At 68.5% G+C, this 22,663-nt stretch carries 18 protein-coding genes and 1 pseudogene; 8 read left to right on the forward strand and 11 right to left on the reverse strand.

Going from position 1 to position 22,663, the window contains the following annotated elements; genetic code table 11:
• Positions 1-331: 331 nt before the first annotated feature.
• From AC1G9L_RS02615 to AC1G9L_RS02635, 5 genes are all read right to left on the reverse strand, one after another.
• On the reverse strand, positions 332-1,255 hold the full coding sequence (locus tag AC1G9L_RS02615; protein WP_481070220.1) for a GAF domain-containing protein: 924 nt from the start codon (positions 1,253-1,255) through the stop codon (positions 332-334).
• 129 nt (positions 1,256-1,384) lie between these two features.
• On the reverse strand, positions 1,385-2,164 hold the full coding sequence (locus tag AC1G9L_RS02620) for a DUF72 domain-containing protein (RefSeq protein WP_481070221.1): 780 nt from the start codon (positions 2,162-2,164) through the stop codon (positions 1,385-1,387).
• Between the two features lie 286 nt (positions 2,165-2,450).
• Complete coding sequence (locus AC1G9L_RS02625) at positions 2,451-5,336, reverse strand: M16 family metallopeptidase (protein WP_481070222.1); 2,886 nt, start codon at positions 5,334-5,336, stop codon at positions 2,451-2,453.
• Between the two features lie 166 nt (positions 5,337-5,502).
• A complete protein-coding gene (locus AC1G9L_RS02630; RefSeq protein WP_481070223.1) occupies positions 5,503-6,978 on the reverse strand; it encodes a cellulase family glycosylhydrolase in 1,476 nt (491 codons plus the stop codon).
• Positions 6,979-7,246: 268 nt separating this feature from the next.
• Positions 7,247-8,674 (reverse strand): cellulase family glycosylhydrolase, encoded by a 1,428-nt coding sequence (locus tag AC1G9L_RS02635; RefSeq protein WP_481070995.1) that lies wholly within the window; start codon positions 8,672-8,674, stop codon positions 7,247-7,249.
• Positions 8,675-8,957: 283 nt separating this feature from the next.
• On the opposite strand from AC1G9L_RS02635, the gene AC1G9L_RS02640 reads away from it, so the two are divergent.
• Entirely contained in the window at positions 8,958-10,664 is a 1,707-nt protein-coding gene (locus AC1G9L_RS02640; protein WP_481070224.1) for a M28 family metallopeptidase, read from the forward strand.
• Positions 10,661-11,191: a hypothetical protein gene (locus AC1G9L_RS02645; protein ID WP_481070225.1), complete on the forward strand. Its 531-nt coding sequence runs from the start codon at positions 10,661-10,663 to the stop codon at positions 11,189-11,191. Before AC1G9L_RS02640 ends, AC1G9L_RS02645 begins: the two co-directional genes overlap by 4 nt.
• A gap of 13 nt (positions 11,192-11,204) precedes the next feature.
• On the opposite strand, the pseudogene AC1G9L_RS02650 reads toward AC1G9L_RS02645, so the two are convergent.
• The 4 genes and pseudogenes from AC1G9L_RS02650 to AC1G9L_RS02665 all read right to left on the reverse strand — a co-directional run.
• A pseudogene (locus AC1G9L_RS02650) lies at positions 11,205-11,489 on the reverse strand (amino acid transporter); the annotation flags it as partial.
• 145 nt (positions 11,490-11,634) lie between these two features.
• Positions 11,635-12,024: a hypothetical protein gene (locus AC1G9L_RS02655; protein WP_481070226.1), complete on the reverse strand. Its 390-nt coding sequence runs from the start codon at positions 12,022-12,024 to the stop codon at positions 11,635-11,637.
• Between the two features lie 167 nt (positions 12,025-12,191).
• On the reverse strand, positions 12,192-13,064 hold the full coding sequence (locus AC1G9L_RS02660; protein ID WP_481070227.1) for an SEL1-like repeat protein: 873 nt from the start codon (positions 13,062-13,064) through the stop codon (positions 12,192-12,194).
• 286 nt (positions 13,065-13,350) lie between these two features.
• Positions 13,351-14,943 (reverse strand): APC family permease, encoded by a 1,593-nt coding sequence (locus tag AC1G9L_RS02665; RefSeq protein WP_481070228.1) that lies wholly within the window; start codon positions 14,941-14,943, stop codon positions 13,351-13,353.
• Between the two features lie 279 nt (positions 14,944-15,222).
• Between AC1G9L_RS02665 and AC1G9L_RS02670 the strand changes: the two genes are divergently transcribed.
• From AC1G9L_RS02670 to AC1G9L_RS02695, 6 genes are all read left to right on the forward strand, one after another.
• Positions 15,223-15,645: a hypothetical protein gene (locus tag AC1G9L_RS02670; protein ID WP_019801857.1), complete on the forward strand. Its 423-nt coding sequence runs from the start codon at positions 15,223-15,225 to the stop codon at positions 15,643-15,645.
• A gap of 10 nt (positions 15,646-15,655) precedes the next feature.
• Positions 15,656-16,105, forward strand: coding sequence for a type II 3-dehydroquinate dehydratase (locus AC1G9L_RS02675; protein WP_010343672.1), 450 nt, complete (start codon positions 15,656-15,658; stop codon positions 16,103-16,105).
• Positions 16,086-16,304, forward strand: coding sequence for a hypothetical protein (locus AC1G9L_RS02680; protein ID WP_019802179.1), 219 nt, complete (start codon positions 16,086-16,088; stop codon positions 16,302-16,304). Before AC1G9L_RS02675 ends, AC1G9L_RS02680 begins: the two co-directional genes overlap by 20 nt.
• Before the next feature lie 170 nt (positions 16,305-16,474).
• Positions 16,475-17,785, forward strand: a complete 1,311-nt coding sequence (locus AC1G9L_RS02685; RefSeq protein WP_019802180.1) for a histidine kinase — start codon at positions 16,475-16,477, stop codon at positions 17,783-17,785.
• Positions 17,778-18,545 carry a LytR/AlgR family response regulator transcription factor gene (locus AC1G9L_RS02690; protein ID WP_209230689.1) on the forward strand — a complete coding sequence of 256 codons (768 nt, stop codon included), beginning with the start codon at positions 17,778-17,780 and terminating at the stop codon, positions 18,543-18,545. Before AC1G9L_RS02685 ends, AC1G9L_RS02690 begins: the two co-directional genes overlap by 8 nt.
• Before the next feature lie 43 nt (positions 18,546-18,588).
• The gene (locus tag AC1G9L_RS02695) at positions 18,589-18,984 is read left to right on the forward strand and encodes a hypothetical protein (protein ID WP_019798975.1); all 396 of its coding nucleotides are present in this window, start codon (positions 18,589-18,591) and stop codon (positions 18,982-18,984) included.
• 558 nt (positions 18,985-19,542) lie between these two features.
• Here AC1G9L_RS02695 and AC1G9L_RS02700 read toward each other — a convergent pair.
• Positions 19,543-21,660: a TonB-dependent siderophore receptor gene (locus tag AC1G9L_RS02700; RefSeq protein WP_019798974.1), complete on the reverse strand. Its 2,118-nt coding sequence runs from the start codon at positions 21,658-21,660 to the stop codon at positions 19,543-19,545.
• Between the two features lie 266 nt (positions 21,661-21,926).
• Positions 21,927-22,544 (reverse strand): hypothetical protein, encoded by a 618-nt coding sequence (locus AC1G9L_RS02705; protein WP_026143828.1) that lies wholly within the window; start codon positions 22,542-22,544, stop codon positions 21,927-21,929.
• Positions 22,545-22,663 lie beyond the last annotated feature (119 nt).

Genomic DNA, 22,663 nt, shown 5'->3' on the forward strand with positions numbered 1-22,663 from the left:
TAAACGACCGAAGCGGAGACGGGGCGCGCGGCCGGCTCTGGAGACGCGGCTGCCGATCCTGCCCTGGCGGCCGCGCGCCGCCCGGCTCGTACCGGTGAGGGACCGCAACACCTGGGGGATGCAAGAACGGGGCCGCTGAGGCGGGGCGGGTGTCCGTCGCCCAGGCGGCGGCCGGGAGGTCTCTTCAGCCGGATGGGGGGCGGCGCCTGCCGGATCGGGGGCGGCGGGTCGTCCAGCGCGCGGCCAGGGCCGGTGCGCGTGCGTGCGCGCCCGCTGCGCCGATCAGGGCTGCCAGCGCGCCACGCGCGCCGGTCGGCGGTCAGGGCGCCGGTCAGGGCGCCAGCGGCGGCTGGCGATCCTTCTCGGCGCTGAGCGCGGCCTCGGCGCGCAGGAACACCTGCCCGATGGGCTCGTCCGCGCGCGTGGCCTGGGCGTCGCCGACCAGCACGGTGAGCCCGAGCGCCTGCTGCCGCGCGGCGATTTCGCGCAGCCCGCGCAGTTTCTGCTCGGCATCGGCGCCGTGCAGCATGACGATGAACTCGGCGCTGTCGGTCGCCCGGTCCACACTGTCGGCGGCGGCGTCGTCTTGTACGTAGCTGGCCAGGGTGCGGTCGAGCTGTTGCAGGGTGGCGCCCAGCAGGCGTTCGCTCTGCCGTTCGGCCAGTGCGGCCAGTTCCTGCACTTCCAGGATCACCACGCGGTAGAGGCCGTCGGCGCCAGTGTCCGTGTTGTCGCCAACCGGGTGCGCTTGCAGGAGCGCCTCGCGTTGGCGCTGCAGCGCATCCCGGCGCGCGTCGAGCAGGCGCATGGCGGTGCGCGCCAACGCGCGCAGCCCGTCGCGCTGGGCGTCCTTGAGCTCGCGCGGCGTGGTGTCCAGCACGCACACCGTGCCCAAGGCGACGCCTTCATCGGTCACCAGCGGCATGCCGGCATAGAAGCGTGCGCCGGTGTCGCCGCGGACCACCGAGATGTCGGCGAACCGCGGGTCGTCGGCGAGGTCGGGCACTTCCATCAGTTGCTTGGGCTCACGGATCGCGTGGTCGCACACCGCCTGGCTGCGTTCGGTCTGCGGCACCTCCAGGCCCATCCGCGCCTTGAACCACTGCCGGTCGCGGTCCACCAGCGACAGCAGCGCGATTGGCGTGTCGCATAAAGCGGCGGCGATCTGCACGATGTCCTGGTAGGCGTCCTCGGGCAGGCTGTCGACGATGTGGTAGCTGTCGAGGACACGCTGGCGCTGGGCTTCATCAGTCATGGGGCGGCGTCGGATAGGGCGCGGATCGCGAGGCGCAGGACCATACCGCAGGGCGTGGCGAGGTCGCGTGGACAAGCGCGCAAGCGTGACGCGGCGCACGCCAGGCGGCCGACGGCCACGCGTCGGCGATCAGTCGGCGGCGCCGACGCCGAGCGCGCGCAGCTGCGCCTGCAGCGTGGCGGCGTTGTCGAGGGCGTGGCCGTGCGCCGTGTTGTCGAAGATCACCCAGGCGTCGTGCGGGTGCGGCGTGGCGGCGACGACCCGCTCGGCCAGGCCGCGCAGCGTGGCGTCGGCGTAGTCGCTGTAATAGATGCGCGGTGCGCCGTGCCAGCGCCAGTAGGCCGGCGCCGCCGCGCCGGCCGGCTGCGCGGCGCTGGCGTTGAGGGCCGGGTCGGCGGCCACGCGCGCGATGCGGTGGCGCTGCCACAGCGCCTCGGCGCGTGCGCTGAACCAACTGGGGTGGCGCGGTTCGCAGGCGATGCCGCCCTGCCAGCGGCGCCGCAGCATCGCGAAGAAGGTGGTGGCGATGCGCGCATCGAAGGCCAGGCTCGGCGGCAGTTGCACCAGCAGGCAGCCGAGCCTGTCGCCGAGATGGCCGACCTCGCCGAGGAAGGTCTGCAGCAGTGGAGCGACGCGGTACAGGCGCGCGTCGTGGGTGATGGTGCGTGGCAGTTTGGCCGAGAAGCGGAACCCCGTCGGCACGCTGTCGGCCCAGCGCTGGTAGGTGCTGGCGCGGTGGGCGCGATAGAACGTGGAGTTGAGCTCGACCGCGTCGAAGCGGGTGGCATAGCGCGCCAACTGGCTGGCGCCGTCGCCGACCAGGGCGCGTTGCGTGCTGGCGATCGACCAGCCGGCGCAGCCGACGCGGATGCGGGGAGCGGCGACGTGGCGGGGAGAAGCGGTCGGCATCGGCGGTGGCAGGCCAGGACAGGCCTTGCGGATACCAAGCGTTGCGACCAAGAGACGTGAAGGACAGGCGCGGCGCGCCGCCTTGGCGACTCATCCGCGACCCGCGCATGCCAGGGAAGGCCGATACCCGCAGGCTGCGCCGCAGCGCAGTCTGCGCGTTCACTCACTGTCGTGGCATGTCGCATGTCGCATCGCGCGATGGCGATGCGTTGCGATGGCGCCGACGCCCGATGCTGGCGTCGGCGCGTGGCGCATGGCGGGGCAGCCCCGCCATGCGTGTGCGGCGTTACGGCTTGGCCTTGGCCTTGACCGGCTGGCCGTCGCTGTCCAGCACCTGCACCTCGCCCAGCTTCAGCGCGCGCACCGGCGCTTCGATCTGCTTGAGGTCGCCGACGATGACCCAGGTCATCGCCTGCGGCGCCACGATCTCCTTGATCGCCGCTTCCGCCGCCGGCTGGTCGATCGCTTCCAGGCGCGTCTTCAGCGTCTGCACGTAGTCGTCCGGGCGGCCGTACTGGACGATGCCTTCCATCGCGCCGAGCACCGCACCGGTGGTCTCGAAGCTGCCCGGCAGGGCGCGCACGCGCTGTTCCTTGATCTTGGCGATCTCGTCGGCGGTCAGCGGCTTGTCGCCGACCACGGCCTTGGCTTCCTTGAGGATCTCGGCGGCCGATTCGGCGGTCTTGTCGGTCTGCACCGGGGCGAAGAACAGGAACGGGCGCTGGCCGATCGCGTCGATCATGAAGCTGTTGGCACCGTAGGCCCAGCGCTTGTCCTCGCGCAGGTTCATGTTCAGGCGCGAGGTGAAGGTGCCGCCGAAGGCGCCGTTGGCCACGCCGATGGCGAGGTTGTTCCGCGCCTTGGTCGAGGGCGCCAGCAGGCCGGCCAGGATCAGCGACTGCGGGGCGTCGTCGCGGTTGATCAGGAACACGCGCGGCTTGGGCTGCGCCGCCACCTGCGGCAGGCGCTTGGTCGGGCGCTTGCCGGACGGGGCCTGCCAGTCGCCGAACGCGGCATCCAGCTGCGGGATGATCTTGTCCAGGGTGGTGTCGCCGGCGACCAGGATGCGCACGTTGTCCGGACGCAGCCAGTTGTTCTGGAACGCGCTCAGGTCGCCCGCGGTCAGGCTCTTGATCGCCGCCTCGGTGCCGGTGCCGGTGAGCGGCACGCCGTACGGATGGGTGGGGCCGTACAGCAGCGGCGGCAGGGTGCGCAGCGCCAGGCCCTGCGGCTGGGTCTTCTCCTGCGCGATCGAGGCCAGCCACTGGCCGCGGATGCGCTCGATGTCGTCGGCCTTGAACGCCGGGTTGCGCACGATGTCGGCGAACAGCTCCAGCGACGGCGCCAACTGGTCGTTGAGCGCGTTGAGCGAGGCGTCGCAGCTGTCCAGTTCGCAGGACACGCTGGTCATCGCGCCCAGGCGCTGGCGGCGCTGCGCCACGTCCACCGAATCCAGGTTGCGGGTGCTCTCGTTCATCAGCGCCGCGGTGAAGTTGGCGGTGCCGAGCTTGCTGCCGCGGTCGGTCGCATAGCCGGCATCGAACAGCAACTGGATCTGCGTGACCGGGATGGTGTGGCGCTCGGCCAGCACCACCTCGATGCCGTTCTTGAGCTTGCCGCGCTGCAGCTGCGGGAAGCTCAGGCTCGGGAACTGGGTGGTCTCCGGCACGCCGGCGGCGCGATCGACCTGGGTCTTGCCGACGCTGTAGTTGCCCTTGGCCGGCACCTTCGGCGCGGGCTTGCCCGGGGCCGCCGGCAGCGGCTTGACCGCCTTGTCCTCGGCCGCCGGATCGAAGCCCTCCGGCGCCGGCAGCACGGTCAGCAGGTAGTCGCCCTTGCCGAACCAGGTGTCGGCGGCCTTGCGCACGCTGGCGACGGTGGCGTCCTGCGCGCGCTGCAGGTCCTTCCTGTAGGCGCCCGGATCGTTGCGGTAGACCTGGCCCTCGGCCAGCACCGTGGCCTTGCCGCCGAAGCCGCCGACCTTCTCCAGGCCGCGCACGAAGCCGGCGCGGTAGCCCACCTGCGCGCGCTGCAGTTCGTCGGCGGTGGGGCCTTCGGCCAGGAACTTCTGCAGTTCGTCGGCGATGGCGGCCTCGACCTTGGCCGGGTCCACGCCTTCCTTCACGTCGGCGGTGATCTGCAGCTGGCTGGCCAGCGCGAACGACTGCAGCCCGGCGGACACATCGTCGGCCAGCTTGTCGCGGTAGACCAGGCGCTGGTACAGGCGGCTGGTCTTGCCGCCGCCGAGCACGGTGGTGGCCAGGTCCAGCAGCACCGCATCGTCGGTGCCCAGCTGCGGCGCCACCCAGGTGCGGTAGATGCGCGGCTGCGCGACGTGGTCGTGCTGCACGCCGCGGGTCTGCTTGGCCAGCGGGGTGATCCACGGCTGCTGGCGCGGCACGGGGCGGCCGGCGGGGATGTCGCCGAAGTACTGCTCGGCCTTGGCCTTGGCCTGCGCCACGGTGATGTCGCCGGCCAGCACCAGGGTGGTGTTGGCGGCGCCGTAGTTGTCGTGGAACCACTGCTTGACGTCGTCCAGCGAGGCCGCGTCGAGGTCGGCCATCGAGCCGATGGTGTCGTGCTGGTACGGATGGTTGGCCGGGAAGATGTTGGCCAGGATGTTCTCGTCGACGCGGCCGTAGGGGCGGTTCTGGCCCTGGCGCTTCTCGTTCTGGACCACGCCGCGCTGGGTGTCCAGTTCCTTCTGGCCGATCGCGCCGAGCAGGTGGCCCATGCGGTCCGATTCCATCCACAGCGCGGTGTCCAGCGCGGTGGTCGGCACGGTCTCGAAGTAGTTGGTGCGGTCGAACCAGGTGGTGCCGTTCATGTCGGTGGCGCCGACCTTCTCGAACGGCTGGAAGTAGGTGCCCTTGTGGTTCTCCGAGCCGGAGAACATCAGGTGCTCGAACAGGTGCGCGAAGCCGGTCTTGCCGGCCGGCTCGTCGCCCGAACCGATGTGGTACCAGATGCTCACTGCCACCACCGGCGCCTTGTGGTCCTCGTGCACCACCACGGTCAGGCCGTTGGGCAGGGTGAAGCGGGTGTAGGCGATCTCCGGCGCGGTCGCCTGGCCCGGCGTGGCCGCGGCCAGGGCCGACGGCGCGGCCAGCAGGGCGGCGCCGGTGCCGAGGGTGAGGATGCTGGAGATCAACAGCGACAAGGGGCGGAGCATGGGCCGGGCCTGAGTGTGGACAGTGCGCCAGCATAGAGGGCCGGCAGCGACTGCGGGAACGTGACTGATGGCACAGCGCGGTGCGCTGGCGGACGGCCGGCAGCGCGCCCGGCCATCCCCCCGAGGGAGTGGCCGGGCGCGTGAGGTCAGCCAAGCCGCGGAGCGCTCAGCGTGCGGCGCAGAAGCCGAACTCGGCGGTCGCGCCGGGGGCCAGGGTCTTGTTCCAGTCCACGCCACTGGCGCTGAGCGTGGTGCCCGACTGGGTCCAGGTGGCGTTCCACAGGTTGTTGACCGTGCCGCTGATCGACAGGGTGACGCTCCAGTCGCCGCTGCTGCCGCCGGTGTTGGTCACCTGCACGCGGTTGCAGTAGCCGGCGTTCCAGTCGCTGTCGACCAGCACCTTGGTGCTGAAGCTGCTGCCGGACGGCGGCGGCGTGGGCGTTCCGCCGCCGCCGTTGCCACCACCACCACCGCCTCCACCATTGCCACCGCCGTTACCACCGCCACCGCCCGTGCTGCTGCCGTCGCCGTCCCACAGCTTCTTCAGCAGGGTCACCTTGTCGGTACGCACCGTGCTCCAGTCGTCGTTGAGGATGCCGCCGGTGTCGCCGCTGTTGGGGTTCCACGACCAGTAGAAGCCGCTGTGGATGCCCTTGCCGATCAGGTAGTCGACCAGCGCGTTCTGCCACTGCACGTCCAGCGGGTTGCCCTGGCCGTACTTGCCGCCGAACTCGCCCAGCAGCAGCGCGTGGCCGGCCTGGGCGAACTGGCCGAAGTGCTGCTCCCAGATCGCCGGCATGTTGGCCGGGAAGTTGGAGGCGCTGAAGTAAGGCTGCATGTAGACGTCCGGCCCGTACACGTGCGGGGCGAGCAGCAGGCGGTTGGCCGGAATGGCCAGCGCGGTGCAGGCCAGCGGTTCCAGGTTCTCGCCCCAGAAGTGCGCGGTGTCGCTGGAGCAGGTCGACGTGTTGGAAATGCCTTCGACCACGATCAGCCAGTTCGGCGCTGCGTTCAGCACCGCCGCCGCCGCGCGCTCGGCGGCCTTGTTCCAGTCGGTGGCGGCATTGCCGCTGCCCCAGGTGGCGGCGCCGTGCGGCTCGTTCTTCAGGTCCAGGCCGATCACCCCCGGCACCGACGCGTAGCGCTTGGCCACGAAGGTCAGGTCGTCCAGCCATTGCTGCTCGCTGTAGCTGCCGGTGTACCAGAGCTCGGAGATGGCGTTGCAGTCCGGCGTGTGATGGTCGAGCAGCACGTACATGCCGCGGCTGCTGAGTTCGTTGACCACCTTGTCCAGGATCTGCAGCGAGTTCAGGCCCTGCAGGCCCGGGTTGCGGCTGTAGTCGATGCTGCCGGGCGACACCGCCTGCAGCGTCTGCGGGCAGAACGGCAGGCGCACGGCGTTGAAGCCCAGGCCCTGCATCTGCGTGATCATGTCCTTCCAGTTGCGCGCCCACAGGCCGTGCACGGTGTGCTGCGAGGTCTCGAAACCGAACCAGTTGACGCCGCGCAGCTGCACGGCGTTGCCGGCGTCGTCCACCACCTTGCCCTGGTTGATGGCGTAGCTCCAGGCCGGGCTGCTGGCGGCCACGAGCGCCGCGGCCAGCAGGCAGCGGGTAATGCGGGAATGCAGGGACCTGTTCATTGCGATGCTCCGATGGCGGCCGGTGCGGAGCGCGCCGGCCAAAGGGGGGCGGATGCTCGGCGGCGATGATCGGCAGTGTCCGCCGCGGCGGCCGTGACTGCGGTTGCAGAAGAGGCGCTTGTCCACCGATTGCGCATGGCCGGCCGATGCGCACGCGCCTGGCCGCGGCCGGGCGGTGATGGGGAGCGCAGAAACGCCAACGGCAGCGTCGTGGAACGCTGCCGTTGGCGTGTTGCCCCGCGGGGTGCGCGGGGCGATGGCGCGGCCTTCAGCGGGCGGCGCAGAACCCGAACTCGGCGGTGGCGCCGGGGGCCAGGGTCTTGTTCCAGTCCACGCCGCTGGCGCTGAGCGTGGTGCCCGACTGCGTCCAGGTGGCGTTCCACAGATTGTTGACGGTGCCGCTGATGGACAGGGTGACCGCCCAGTTGCCGGTGGCGCTGCCGCTGTTGGTCACCTGCACGCGTTCGCAGTAGCCGGCGTTCCAGTCGCTGTCGACGATGATCTTGGTGCTGAAGCTGGCGCTGCCCGGGGTCGGCGTCGGCTCCGGGGTGGGCGTGGGCGTCGGGGTCGGCGTGGTGCCGCTGGTGTCGCCCCACAGCCGCTTGAGCCCGGTCATCTTCTCGGTGCGCACGGTGGTCCAGTCGTCGTCGAGCACGCCGCCGGTGTCGCGGCTGTTCGGGTTCCAGGCCCAGTAGAAACCGCTGCGGATGTTCTTCTTGATCAGGTAGTCGATCAGCGCCTTCTGCAGGATCGGGTCCTGCGCCTGGTTGCGGCCTTCGTTGCCGCCGAACTCGCCGATCATCATGGTGTAGCCGCGCTGGGTCAGCTGGCCGAACTGGCGCTCCCAGATCGCCGGCATGTTGGCCGGGAAGCTGCTGTCGCCGAAGTAGGGCTGCCAGTTCACGTCCGGGCCGTACACGTGCGGCGATAGCAGCAGGCGGTTGGCCGGCACGTTGAGCTTGGTGCAGGTCAGCGGTTCCAGGTTGCCGCCCCACCAGTAGCCGTAGCTGCTGGAGCAGGTCGGGTTGTCGGTGATGCCCTCGACCACGATCAGCCACTTCGGCGCCACCTTCAGCACCGCCGCCGAGGCGCGCTCGACCGCCTTGTTCCAGTCGGTCTTGAGGTTGCCGGTGCCCCAGGTGTTGCGTCCGTTCGGCTCGTTCTTCAGGTCGATGCCGATCACGCCCGGCACCGACGCGTAGCGCTTGGCCACGAAGCTCAGGTCGCTGATCCACTGCTGCTCGCTGTAGGAGTCGGTGTACCAGAGTTCGGAGATGCCCTGGCAATCGGGCGAGTGGTGGTCCAGCAGCACGTACATGCCGCGGCTGCTGAATTCGTTGATCACCTTGTCCAGCACCTGCAGCGAGTTCAGACCCTGCAGGTCCGGGTTGCGGCCGTAGTCGATGCTGGTGGGGGCGACACCGCGCAGGGTCTGCGGGCAGAACGGCAGGCGCACGGCATTGAAGCCCAGACCCTGCATCTGCGTGATCATGTCCTTCCAGTTGCGCGCCCACAGGCCGTGCACGGTGTGCGCGCTGCCTTCGAAGCCGAACCAATTGACGCCGCGCAGCTGCACCGCGTTGCCGCGGTCGTCCACCACCGTGCCTTTGCTGACCGCGTAACTCCAGGCCGAACCGCTGGCGGCCAGCAGCGCGGCGGCCAGCGCGCAACGGGTGATGCGGGTGAAGGGGGACATCGCCATCTCTGCAGGTCTCCGGAAGCGGGCCGGCCCCGCAGTCGGAGCGGCCCAGTGTGAGGGTGGGGGGCAACGGACGCCATGCGCGGCTCGGGTGGAAGCCGCCATGGGCACGCGGATCGGCCTGGGCCACCGGATCGGCATGGCCCCGGGATGCGCGAGCGCGGCATTAGAGCATGTTCAGGTTCGTATTTGAGCTGTTTATCACAATAAATTTTTGCGACAGCGCACGTACGGCGATCATTCGACACACCCCGGCCCCGGGCGGGCGCCGCTACACTCGATGCTCTTTGTGTCTGCCGAGGGGAACCCCGTGAAACAACCGATCGTGAGCCTGCTGGCCCTGGCGCTGTCCGGCGCCTGCCTGGCGGCGCCGCCGTCCGCACCGACCTTCGATACCCAGCGCCTGTCCAACGACGTCAAGACGCTGGCCTCCGACGCCTACGAGGGCCGCGCCCCGGGTTCGGCGGGCGAGGAGAAGACCGTGGCCTACCTGAGCGCGCAGTTCCAGGCGGCCGGCCTGCAGCCCGGCGGCGACCTGCGCGACGGCAAGCGCCTGTGGACGCAGGCGGTGCCGCTGCGCCGCGCCGACATCGTCGGTACCCCGCGCCTGGCGATCGCCAGCGGCGACCAGCGCCAGGCCCTGACCCAGGGCCAGCAGATCGCCGTGCGCGCCGCGCTCGACGGCAGCAGCCAGGTCAGTCTGGACGGGGCGCCGCTGGTGTTCGTTGGCTACGGCGTCAAGGCGCCCGAACGCGGCTGGGACGACTTCAAGGGCGTGGACCTGAAGGGCAAGATCGCGGTGGTGCTGATCAACGATCCCGATTTCGAGACCGGCAAGGGCGCGTTCGACGGCAAGGGCATGACCTACTACGGCCGCTGGACCTCCAAGTTCGAGGAAGGCGCGCGGCAGGGCGCGGCCGGCGTGCTGATCGTGCACGAGACCGCACCGGCCTCCTATGGCTGGGCCACCGTGGCCAACTCCAACACCAACAGCATGTTCGACGTGGTTCGCGACGATCCCAAGTCGGTGCACCCGGAACTGGAGGGCTGGATCCAGCGCGACCTGGCGGTGAACCTGTTCAAGCGCGCCGGGCTGGATTTCGATGCGCTGAAGAAGCAGGCGCAGTCGCGCGACTTCAAACCGGTGGAGCTGAAGGGCGAGCGCCTGTACGCCGACTACGCGGTGAAGTCGGAGGTGATCACCTCGCACAACGTGGTCGCGCGCCTGCCCGGCAAGACCCGGCCGGACGAGACCCTCATCTACACCGCGCACTGGGATCACCTGGGCGTGGGCGCGCCCGACGCCAAGGGCGACCGCATCTTCAACGGCGCGCTGGACAACGCCAGCGGCGTCGCCGCGCTGCTGGAGCTGGCCCGCGCCTTCGCCAAGGGCCCGGCGCCGCAGCGCTCGGTGGTGTTCATGTCGGTCACCGGCGAGGAGAAGGGCCTGCTCGGCTCGGAGTACTACGCCTCCAAGCCGCTGTACCCGCTGGCGCGCACGGTGGCGGTGATCAACATGGACGGCATGAGCCCGTTCGGACCCTCGCGCGATTTCGGCATCTACGGCACCGCCAAGCTGGAACTGCTCGACGACCTCAAGCGCGTGGCCAAGGGCTGGGACCTGCGCTATACGCCCGATCCCAAGCCGGAAGCCGGTTACTTCTTCCGCTCCGATCACTTCTCCTTCGCCAAGCGCGGCGTGCCGGCGCTGTCGTTTGCGGCTGGCCAGGACTGGGTGGACGGCGGCGTCGCCGCCGGCAAGGCCGCCTCGGACGACTACACCGCCAAGCGCTACCACCAGCCCGGCGACGAATGGCAGCCGAGCTGGACCTTCGCCGGCGCCGCGCGCGACATGCAGGTGCTGTACACCCTGGGCGAGGAACTGGCCAATTCGCCGCAGTGGCCGAACTGGAGCCGCGACTCCGAGTTCCGCGCCACCCGCGACGCCAGCGCCGCGCAGCGCCAGGCGGCGCCCGCCAAGCAGTGAGCCACGACCCGTTGCCGCCTGCGTCGCAGGCGGCCCCGGACGCACGCGCGGACGAGGTCGACCCGCTCGACGCGGAACCGGGCAACGACCCGCTGCCGCGCTGGCTGGTCGGCGTCGGCGTGGTCACGACCTTCCTGTTCGTCGGCCCGCCGCTCGGGACCGTGGTGGTCGGGCTGCCGGTGGCGATCGCGATGACCTGGGGAGAGGGCAGCGGCGTCAGCGCTCCGCTGCTGCTGCTCCTGCTGATGGCGATGTTTTCCTATGTCTTCGGCGCCTTGCCGGCGCTGCTGACCGGTCTGTTCGCCGCACGCGCCTGGCCGCGCCTGCGCGGCTGGGCCGCGCATCTGCGCATCGGCCTGATCGGCGCCGGCACCTCGGCGGTCTGCGTCGCCGCGGCGCTGGCCTTGTTCGACAGACGCGACGACCCGTCCCACCAGGGCGTCATCGCGGTGGGCCTGTGCGCCCTGGCCGGTTTCGTCGGCGCCGCGCTGCTGTCGCGCGCACTGCAATTCCTGCGCGGCGGCTGAGCGCCGCCGCGGCTCAGCCGCCGCTGGCCTGCTGCAGCGACGGGGTGCGCCAGCCGGCGCGCACGCCCCAGAAGTAGAAGCCCAGCGCGACCACGCCGACCACCACCAGGTCCGGCCCGTAGGACAGGTAGCCGTGGCCGCCGAAGGTGGTGCTGCCGGCCCACGACAGCAGGGCGATGGTCGGCAGGTAGGCGATCAGCCAGCTGGCGCCGCGCAGGTGCCGGCGGAAATCCTTCCAGCCGTCGCGCTGCTGGTAGTAGGCGTACACCGGCAGGGCCACCAGCATCAGCAGGATGATCAATAAAGACACACTTCATGTCGCCATAAAACCTCGCTATACCAGCAGATGCGGGTTCTTCAGGACCGATGAGTTACAGCACTTGGTGGCGGCCGAGGCCACTCTCGGGTGGCCTCTCCCAGGGGAGCGTGAATAGCCCCTCCCGTTAGCTGCTTTGAGCAGCCCACATATTTAAAGATTCCGACTTCGCCGGAGGATACTTACTTTCCGCCCACAGTGACGGTTCCCGTGCAGTGACCAATACAACCGCCCGGTAGGTTGCCGCCGCTACTGCCACCACCACCACCACCACCACCACCGCCGCCACCGCCGCCGCCACCGCCGCCACCGCCACCGCCACCGCCACCGCCACCGCCACCGCCACCGCCACCGCCAGACTGCTGCTGCGTCCGGTTGCTTCCAACGTAGCTGTCGCTATCTGTCTTTGTATAGACGGCGCAATAGCTAGTGTTGCAAACAATAATGGAATATCCCGAGAAAATGGCGTGCTCGTAATTTGATTCAAAATTTGCAAGAAATGTTTTGGTGATCGCATCCGGCATGGGTGAGCCTATATTGCACCCAGTGCACATGTATGGTCCTAGTGTCTGCGGAGCTACGCCGAAAGCGTTCCAAGATGCGAATCCAGTTGCAATAACAAACGCCAAGCCGATAGTGAAAAAAAGACTTTGCTTCCTGCATCTGTCAATCATGTCGTATCAATTAATGGCTGTTACAGCAGTTTTTGATTATCTCTTGGGAGATTTGACGTGCCGACTGCTGCTGAGCGGCTGTCAACTTAACCTGAAGTTGATCAATTAGCTGCGATGATTGTGCATTTGGGAAAACTTGATTGGCAGCGTTGTAATAAGCAAAACTCATTACTGGGTCCGCGGGTGCTATTATCCCTGCGGAATAGGCGTTGCCTAGTGAGAGCAGTGCGTCTACGCTTCCAAGTCGCGAAGCCGATTGTAGATAGGAAAGGGAATTTGCTTTCCATTCTGAGGCCAGGTCTGAGTTTTTTAAATAATCTCTCTGCGGGCCAATAACGGACTCGGGGGAGGCTGCGTAGTAGAGTCTCGCTTCTATAGAACCCTGTTGTGCTGCTTTCTGCAGCCATGCCGTTTCGTAATATCCAGAGTCAGAGGCAAGTGTGGCGCAATCATTAAGATTTCTCTCGATCCCAGCCAAATACTCGCGGCCCACCCCCGCCTTTTTCATGGCTTCCAACGCATTCATGCTCTTTGCGTCTAAAGCGTCCTTGCATTCTTGCACTGCGAGAAATATTGAGTACGTGGCAACGGCATCCCCTTGGTCCGACTTGACTTTAAGAGAGCGGACGTAACTAAGTACATCACCAGCGGGGCGGCCAGACGATAAGCGATTTATGACGAACGCGCGTTCACCAACCGGCGTGACGACTGATCTGTCTATCACGGTAAAAGGAACTGAAATGGGATAAGGATTTTTTTTATTTTTCGTTTCTGTGTCTTTATTTGCTGATCGCGTGTTAGCTTGATTTAGGCCTGGGTTTGTGTGGATAGTAATACTAATTGCGAGCGCTGCGCATGCGAGGAGGCAAGCGGTGATGATCAAAATTTGCCTTCTACTACTCATAATCAGTACCTTCCTTAGCGACACAAACTCGACTATACAGCTAATTGTTAGATTTACATCACCAATGGCCTGTATTTTTTAAGGTTGCAGTAGATCCATACATTGACCGAACTCCCCCACACAGCCCAAGTGAAAGTCGGCTATAAGGACTTGTAACTGCACTGTAACCGCGCTGGTACTTATGTGGGCATACAAGTGGTGCCACGCAGCGCAGCTTACGCCACGTCGCCCAGTAGTGCGCTTGCTATTTGCATGCCGTCGCGGCTCAGCCGCCGCTGGCCTGCTGCAGCGACGGGGTGCGCCAGCCGGCGCGCACGCCCCAGAAGTAGAAGCCCAGCGCGACCACGCCGACCACTACCAGGTCCGGCCCGTAGGATAGGTAGCCGTGGCCGCCGAAGGTGGTGCTGCCGGCCCACGACAGCAGGGCGATGGTCGGCAGGTAGGCGATCAGCCAGCTGGCGCCGCGCAGGTGCCGGCGGAAATCCTTCCAGCCGTCGCGCTGCTGGTAGTAGGCGTACACCGGCAGGGCCACCAGCATCAGCAGGATGATCTCGCCGGTCAGCGGCCAGCGCGCCCAGTACAGCAGTTCGGTGGCCAGCACAAAGGCGGCGGCGGCCAGCACCGGCAGGCCGGCGATGCGCAGCGGGCGGTGCATCTCCGGCGCGTGCTTGCGCAGCGCCATGGCGCTGATCGGACCGGTCAGGTAGGAAATGATGGTGGCCACCGAGATCACTGCCGCCAGCGTGCCCCAGCCGCGGAAGAAGAACAGGAACAGGTAGGACACCAGCAGGTTGAAGAACATCGCCGGGCGCGGCACGCCCCAGGTCGGATGCACCCGGCCCAGCACCTTGGGCATGGTGCCGTTGCGCTCCATGCCGTAGATCATCCGCGCGGTGGTGGCGGTGTAGGTGATGCCGGTGCCGCTGGGGCTGATGAAGGCGTCCACGTACAGCAGCATCGCCAGCCAGTGCAGATTGACGATGATCGCCAGCTGCGCGAACGGCGAGCGGAAGTCGATGCCGTGCCAGCCGGCCTTGGCCAGCAGGTCCGGCGGCACCGCGCCCAGGTAGGCGACCTGCAGCAGCACGTAGACCACCGTGGCCAGCGCGATCGAGCCGAGCACCGCGAACGGGATGCTGCGCCCGGGGTTGCGCGCCTCGCCGGCCAGGTTCACCGGACTCTGGAAACCGTTGAAGCTGAACACGATGCCGGCGGTGGCCACCGCGGTGAGCACCGCGGCGAAGTCGATGGTGTGGCTGCCGCCGTGCAGGCCGACGCTGAAGTTCTCGCTGTGGAAACCGCTGGCGATCAGCGCCACGCCGGTGAGCGCCGGCACCACCAGCTTGAACACGGTGATCAGGCTGTTGGAGCGCGCGAACAGCTTGACGCTCCAGAAGTTGAGCAGGAAATACACCAGCACCAGCACCGCGGCGATGCACAGGCCGGGCACCGACAGCTCGCCGGCGCCGCCGGGCTGCTGCACGTACAGGTCCTGCGCCCACTGCCACGGCCAGGACGCCATGTACTGCACCGAGGCCTCGGCCTCCACCGGGATCACCGACACGATCGCGATCCAGTTGGCCCAGCCGGCGATGAAGCCGACCAGCGAGCCGTGCGAGTAGTGGCTGTAGCGGACCATGCCGCCGGACTCGGGGAACATCGCGCCCAGCTCGGCATAGGCCAGGGCGATGGTGGTGACGATCGCCGCGCCCAGCACCCAGGCCCAGATCGCACCGGGGCCGGCCAGCCCGGCGGCGCGCCAGGCGCCGAACAGCCAACCGGAGCCGATGATCGAGCCGAGGCCGGTCAGCATCAGGGCGAACGGGCCGACATCGCGGCGCAGAGCGGAGTGGGTCATGGCGGGTCCGGGCGGCGGTGGCTGCGGGAAGCCGGGGATGATCGCATAAAGCCGGGATTGGGGATTCGGGATTGGGGATTGGCTTAGAAGCAGGGATTGGGGATTGGGGATTTGGGATTGGTGGAGGCGCAGCGCCGCCATCCGCTTTTGCGAATCCCCAATCCCCAATCCCGAATCCCGGCCTTACAAAGACTTTACGCCCCACGCCCTCCATCGGCATGGAACGCTTACGCGCCGCGCGCGCAGACTGCGCCCCGTCTTCCCCGATGGGTGTGTTCCATGTCGATTCTGCTGATCCAGGGCCCGCATCGCGATGCGTCGGCCATTGCCGCGGCGCAGTGTCTGGCCGCCTCCCATGCCGCGCAGGTGGTGCCGGTGGCCTGCGCCGATGCCGCACAGATCGTGGCGCGGCTGCGGCAAGGCGCGTGCGACGACACCGAGCTGGTGCTGCTGGATTCCGGTGAGTTGCCGGCGTCGGATCTTGCCGATCACGGCGCGCAGCTGTGCGCGGCGCTGGAGGCGCTGGGCCACCCGTACATCGAGGTGCACGACGCCAGCGCGCAGGCGCTGGAACCGCTGCTGCACCCGCGGCACATGCCGCTGCTGACGGTGATCGCCAACGGTGCGCTCGCCGACAGCTATGCCATCGCCCTGGGCGTGGCGCAGCGCCGGCTCGGCGCGCGCGCGGCGCTGGCCAACTGAGGGCGCCGCCATGTCGATCCTGTTGCTTCGTGGTCCGGACTGCGTGGCCGGCCATCGCGGCCGCCCGGCGCGCATCGCCGCGCCGGTGATGCGGCAATTGCTCGCCCATGCCGGGCGCGCCGGCAAGACCCTGGCGGTGCGCGGCTGCGCCAGCGAGCGCGAACTGCTGCAGGCGCTGGCCCAGGCCGACCAGGCCGGGGTGGAGATGCTGCTGCTGGATCCGGGCGCGTGTTCGGACAGCGCCGTCACCGCCGACGCGGTTGCGCACCTGCGCCGGCCCTACGTGGAAGTGCACGACGATGCCAGCGATCGCCGCGAAGCCTGCCTGTGCGCGGCCTCGGGGCAGCGGCTAGGCCAGGTCGGCGGCTACTGCGCGCAGGGCTACGCGCTGGCGCTGTCGATCGCGCTCGAGCACCTGGGCTGCAACGGCTACGAAGGCGATGTCCACGTCGGCACCTGAGCGCGCGCGCCACTACCTGGCCGACTACGAGGCCTACAGCTTCGGCCAGCGCGTGGCCTGGGGCACCCTGGCGCACACCTGGGCCGAGCCGGCGCCGCTGGACCCGGAGCGGCTGCTGGGCCGCCTGCGTGCGCAGGCGGCGCAACGCCACGGCGTGGACAGCAGCGAGATCCGCATCCGCAGCGTGAGCCGGCTGTAGGGCAGACGCATAGTCACCAGCCGCTGCAGTCGTACCAGAGCGCTGCGGCGTCGCGGTTTCGTCCTGCCGAGGCCGGGCTCCATCCATGCCAGCGGCGGTTTCGTCGCACGCCGCTGGCGCTGCGCGACGCCGCGGCTATCCTCGCCGGAACTCCCCAACCCCCGGCCGCCATGCTCGCCAGCCTGTTCTTCCTCGTTCGCCTGTTGTGCGCCTGGGCCGGAGCGGTGATCGTGGCCGCCTTCGTCTGGGCCGGGTTGTTCTACGGCATGAACTCCGGGCCGGGCTGGCTGTTCGGCCTGTTGGCGATGCTGTTGATGCTGTCGGCGCTGATCGCCGGCATCACTCACCTGCGCAAGGTCTGGCTGATCGCCGGGCGCCTGGACTGGGGCACCCTGGCCAGCCGCCAGCGGCGCCAGATCGAGATTCCGCTGGACACCCACGAGGCGTTCGCACTGCTGGATGCGGCCGTGCGCGAGCTGCCGCGGGTGGAGGAGGTGGAAAGCACGCTGGACAGCCTGCAGGTGCGCGCCAAGGTGCGCCGCATCGATCCCTACAACGGCCGCCCGCCGTCGCGCTGGAACCTGGCCGCGCGCTTCGCGGTCAAGCGCAACCAGGTGCTGGCGACGGTGACCCCGGGCACCGGCACCAGCAGCCTGACCCTGCTGCTGGAGCCGGATGCCAGCGCCTGGATCGACCTGTTCGCGGTCGACGAGGGCAGCAACTACGAGAACGCCGAAGCCTTGGGCCGCGCGCTGGCCCGGCGCGTGGCCGAGCTGCGCCGCGACGAGCAGGCCGCCGCCGCGCAGGCCGCCACCGAGCAGGAACTGACCGTGGCGCGGCTGAACCTGCTGCACGCCCAGGTCGAGCCGCATTTCCTCTACAACACGCTGGCCAGTGCGCAGGTGCTGGCGCGCACCGATCCGCCGCGCGCCGACCTGATGCTGGGTTACCTGATCCAGTATCTGCGGCGCTCGCTGCCCAGCGCCGAGGACGCGATGAGTTCGCTCGGCGACGAACTGGAACGGACCCAGGCCTACCTGGAGATCCTGCGCATCCGCATGGGCGCGCGCCTGCAACTGCAGGTGCAGGTGCCGGAGACGATGAAGACGCTGCCGCTGCCGTCGATGATGCTGCAGACGCTGGTGGAGAATGCGATCAAGCACGGCCTGGAACCCAAGCCCGGCGGCGGCACCATCTGGATCCTGGCGCGTGCGGTCGACGACCACGTCACCCTGACCGTGGCCGACGACGGCCTGGGCTTCAACACCCAGTCCAGCGGCACCGGCATCGGCCTGAAGAATCTGCGCGAACGGCTGCGCCTGACCTATGGCGGCGCGGCGAGCTTCGCCATCGTCTCCAACTTCCCCAGCGGCGTGGCCGCCACCATCACCCTGCCGTGGCCGGCGGCGACGACGCAGACACCGCCGCCAGCGCCAGCGCCGGCAGCGGTGGCGATGCACACGGGAGCGCACCATGACTGACGCGATCGTCGCCGAGGACGAAACCCTGCTGCGCGACGCGCTGGTCGCGTTGCTGGGCGAGGTGTGGCCGCAGCTGCGCATCGTCGCCGAGTGCGAAGATGGTGCCAGCGCGCTGGAACGCCTGGCCGAACTGCGCCCGCAGGTGGCGTTCCTGGACATCCGCATGCCCGGGCTGAGCGGCATCGAGGTGGCGCGTGCGCTGGGCGAACTGAGCCCGCACACGCAGGTGGTGTTCGTCACCGCCTACGACCAGTACGCCATCGACGCGTTCGAGCACGGCGCGGTGGACTACCTGCTCAAGCCGATCGTGCGCGAACGCCTGCAGGCCACGGTGCAGCGGCTGCAGGCGCGTGCGGCGCAGGGGCCGGATCCGGCGGTGCTCGATGCCTTGCTGCAGCGCCTGCAGCAGCGCCCGGCCGCGCCGTCGGCGCCGCCGCCGCTGGCCTGGGTCACCGCCAGCAGCGGCCGCGAGACGCGGCTGATCCTGCTCGACGACGTGCTGTATTTCCAGGCCGACAGCAAGTACACCACGGTGCTCACCCGCGACGGCGAGGCGGTGCTGCGCACCTCGCTGCGCGAGTTGCTGGACGTGCTCGATCCGACTGCGTTCCGGCAGATCCATCGCTCCACCATCGTCAACCTCAAGGCGGTGGCCTCGGTGGTGCGCGAGGACACCGGCAAGGGCCGGCTGAAGCTGCGCCACCGCGACGAGGTCCTGACCGTCAGCCAGCCGTACATGAGCCTGTTCCGCGGCATGTAGCCGCGTAGCCCCTTCGCTTCGCCCTGGAAAAGGAATCTCGGTCATGCGCCTGCTCTCCTTGCTGTGGTCGTGCCTGCTCGGCCTGTTCGGCTGCCAGGGACATGCCGATCTGGACCTGTCCACGGGCGCCCGCCGCGAGACGGTGGTGCAGGCCAGCGACCGCGGCGTGCCATTGATCTTCAGCCGGACCACCTACCGCGATGGCCTGGCCACGTTCCGTTGCCTCGACAGCCGCAGCGGGCGCTGCCACTACCAGGTCTATGCCGCCTGCACGGCAGCGCAGGCGGCGCCCGGCAGCGAGCGCGCTGCATGCAGTCCGCGCGTACTGCAGGCCTTCGATCTGGCGGTCGGCCAGCGCCGCGAGATCGCCGGGCTGCCGCGCGACTTCCGCCAGTGCGTGGTGTCTGATGCTTCGGTGTCGGCCTGCGGACGGGAGTGAGGGGCGACATGGAAGGAACGATCGATACGATCTTCCGACACATCCTAGCGATGTCACGATGGCCGCGGCTGTTGTGGGAGGGACTTCAGTCCCGACGCATCGGCAACGGAACTGCCGGATGACGTCCCGCGTCGCGACTGAAGTCGCTCCCACAGGAAGCGTTACCGCGGAGCTGTCGGACGTCCCGCGTTGCGGCTGAAGCCGTTGAGATGCATTACCGCAGAGCTGTCGGATGACGTCATGCGTCGCGGCTGAAGCCGCTCCTACGGTGCCGATGTTCGGCCGCAGCAAGGCCGCGCGTAGGAGCGGCTTCAGCCGCGACCCGGATGCGAGGTCGACCGATGCATCGCATCGCGTCGCCGCATCCGCCCTTGCAGCCGAATGACGCAATCAGCCCGTCGCTGTTGTGGGAGGGACTTCAGTCCCGACGCATCGGCAATGGAACTGCCGGATGACGTCTCGCGTCGCGACTGAAGTCGCTCCCACAGGGTGTTCCCCGAGATCCGGCATCCGCGCTTTCAGCTACGGCATCGCGTCGTGCGTAGCGACGCCACCCACTCAGTAATCCACGCCCACCGAGAACAGCAACGTGCGTGGGTCGCCCAGGGCCACCGCGCGCTGCAGGCCGCCGGTGAAGTAGTCGCGGTCGAAGGCGTTCTTCAGGTTCAGCGCGTAGCGCCAATGACCCTGGCGGTAGCCCAGGCCGGCGTCGAACACCAGGTAGCCGGGAATGCGGTGACCGTAGGCGGTCTTCTCGCCTTCGGCGCGGGCGCCGCCGCTGACGCTCCAGCCGTCGGCCATGCCGTGGGCGGTGTACTGCAGCCACAGCGAGCCGCTGTGCCGCGGCACGTTGTACAGGCGGGTGCCGACCGTGCTGACGCTTTGCCCGCCGTCGTCGGTGACCACCGCATCCGTGTAGGCGTAGCCGCCGAACAGGCTCAGCCCATCGCCCAGGTCGGCGGCGGCGTTGAGCTCCAGGCCGCGGCTACGCTGTTCGCCCACGGCGATGCTGTAGCCGTCGTTGAACGGATCGCTCTGCAGCACGTTGCGCCGGCGCAGGTCGTACAGCGCCATGCTCAGGCTGGTGCCGCTGCCGACTTCCATCTTGACGCCCAGTTCCACCTGGCGGCCGCGCTCGGGATCGAACTGCGCGCCCTGCGCGTCGACGCCGACGTTGGGATAGAACGAGGTGGCGACGCTGACATACGGGCGCAGCCCGCCACCGGCGTCGAACATCAGCGCTGCCGAGCCCGTGGTCGCGCTGTTGTCGGTGCGCGTGTCGCTGCCGGCCAACCGGTCCTCGCTCTGGTTGCGGCTGCGATCGTGGCGCAGGCCCAGCAGCAACTGCCAGTCCGGTGCGAACTGGATGCGGTCGCGCAGGTACAGGCCGCCCGAGGTCACCACGCTGAGGTTGTCGCGGGTGGGCCGGGCGGGGCAGACCACGGCGCTGCCGTAGACCGGCGCGTATACGTCGAGGTTGCCGACGCGGCAGGTCGACTGCACGTTCCATTCCCAGGTCTTGAACGCGTCCAGGCCGGCGGTGACCGTGTGCTGCCAGGTGCCGGTGGCGAAGCCGCCCTGCAGGTAGGTGTCCTGCACCCAGGTGCGACCGTCGAACTGTTGCTGGGTGGCGGTGCGGCGCAGGGTGCGCAGGTTGGCGGCCAGGCCGTTGCTGGCGATCAGGAAGCCGTCCAGGCCGAAGCTCTGCCAGCGCGCGGCGTGGTGCAGGCTCCAGCCGTTGTCGAAGCGATGATCGAGCACGTAGCCGATCCGGCTCTGGTGGCTGTGGTACGGCCGCTGCCCGGGTTCGCCGGTGAACAGCGCGCGGTCGATTTTGCCGTTGCGGTTGGGTTCGGCGCTTCCTTCCCAGGGCAGGCCCTGCTGGCGGATGTAATCGCGTTCCTGGTAGCTGGTCAGCAGCACGAAGTCGGTGCGCGGGCCCAGGTCCAGCGACAGCGACGGCGCGATCCAGCGGCTGCGGAAATACACGTGGTCGGTGGGGTCGTCGCTGTTCATCGCCAGCCCGTTGAGGCGCAGCGCCACCTTGCCGTCGGCCGACAGCGGCTGGTTGAGATCCACGCTGCCCTGGCGCAGGCCGTCGCTGCCCACGCCCAGGTCGACCCGCCGCATCGGCTCGGCGCCGGGGCGCTTGCTGATCAGGTTGACCAGGCCGCCAGGCAGCACCTGCCCGTACAGCAGCGAGGCCGGACCCTTCAGCACTTCCACCTGCTGCACGCCGAACAATTGCTCGGCCACGCGGTTGCTGTCGGCGGTGCGCAGGCCGTCGACGAACAGCGAATCGGAGGCGGTCTGGCCGCGGATGATCAGGTCGTCCCAGCCGCGCCGGCCGTAGGTGTTGGCGACCACCCCGGAGACGTTGTGCAGGGCGTCGGACAGGCTCAGCGCCTGCTGGCTGTCCAGCAGCGCGCGCGGCACCACGGTGATCGAGAACGGGGTCTGCGCCAGCGGCGCATCGGACTTGTCGGCCTGAAACGGTCCGGTGGCGCGGAAGCCGCTCTGCGCGTCGGCGCGCACCTGCACCGCGGGTAGGGCGGTCGCCTGTGCGGCATCGGCGCCGCTGTCGGCGTCCGTGGCGGTATCGGCACTGGCGGCGTGCGCAGGCAGGGACAGCGCCATGCCCAGCAGGCAGGCGCAGGAGAGGGGATGCAGTGTCATCGAGACCGTGGGGCGAAAGTTCTAATCGAGAATGATTATATTTCGCGAGAGCGGCGTTGGGAATGCCCGCGGCCGCGGCACGGCGGAGTGCCCGCTGCGCGGCATGCCTGGATATCGGGGGCCGTACCAGCGCTGTGCCGGCCTTCAGCGACGGCGCAGCGCATCGCCGCGCTGTCTCCACAAACGCAAAGCGACCGCCGGTGCGGTCGCTTTGCGGCGCGGTGACGCCGTTGAGGTGGTACGCGTCGCGCGGGCGCGCGGCGGACTCAGCCGGCCACGCGGAACACGCCAGGCTGGCCGCCGGGCGGCGTGCCTTCGAACTGGATCAGCGAGGCGACCAGTTCGGCATGCAGGCGGATGCGGCCCATCTCGCGCATGATCCGGATGTCCTCGTGGCGCAGTTCGCGGTTGGCCACCACCTCGCGCTTGTAGGCGAGGATCTCCGGATACTTGCGCGCCATGTTCAGCGCGTCTGCCACGCACTCCACGGTGTCGGCATCGGCCGACAGCGGTTCGCGGCTGTTGAACGCGGTGAGCCAGCGCTCGAAACCGGCGGTGCGGTCGAACATGTTGGCGATGAACCAGATCACGAACAGGATCGCCACCCACGAGGTGACCACGATGACGATGCGCGAGAAGGTCAGGTGGTAGTCGTGCTGCCACAATTGCGCGGTGATCACGCCCAGCAGGATCAGCGAGATCGCCTGCCAGCCGATGATCGAGGCCACCAGCCATTGCTGCTTGGCCTTGGCCAGCAGGGCCACCTCTTCGCGGATCTGCGCCTCGCTCTTGTGCTGCCAGTGCGCGACCTGTTCGGGAAACGAGCGCTGGTGCAGCGCGTTGTCCTCGAGCAGCAATCCCAAGCCTTTGAACAAAGCGAGCATGACGGGCTCCTTGCAGATGCGGTGACGGATGCGGAACGTCGACGGGCGATCTTGAGGCGCCTTCTTTCTAGCACAGCGGCCGCAAAGTGCATGCTGCGGTCGCACATGCAGCGCGGCCT

The organism is Xanthomonas sp. NCPPB 1132 (genome assembly GCF_056629235.1).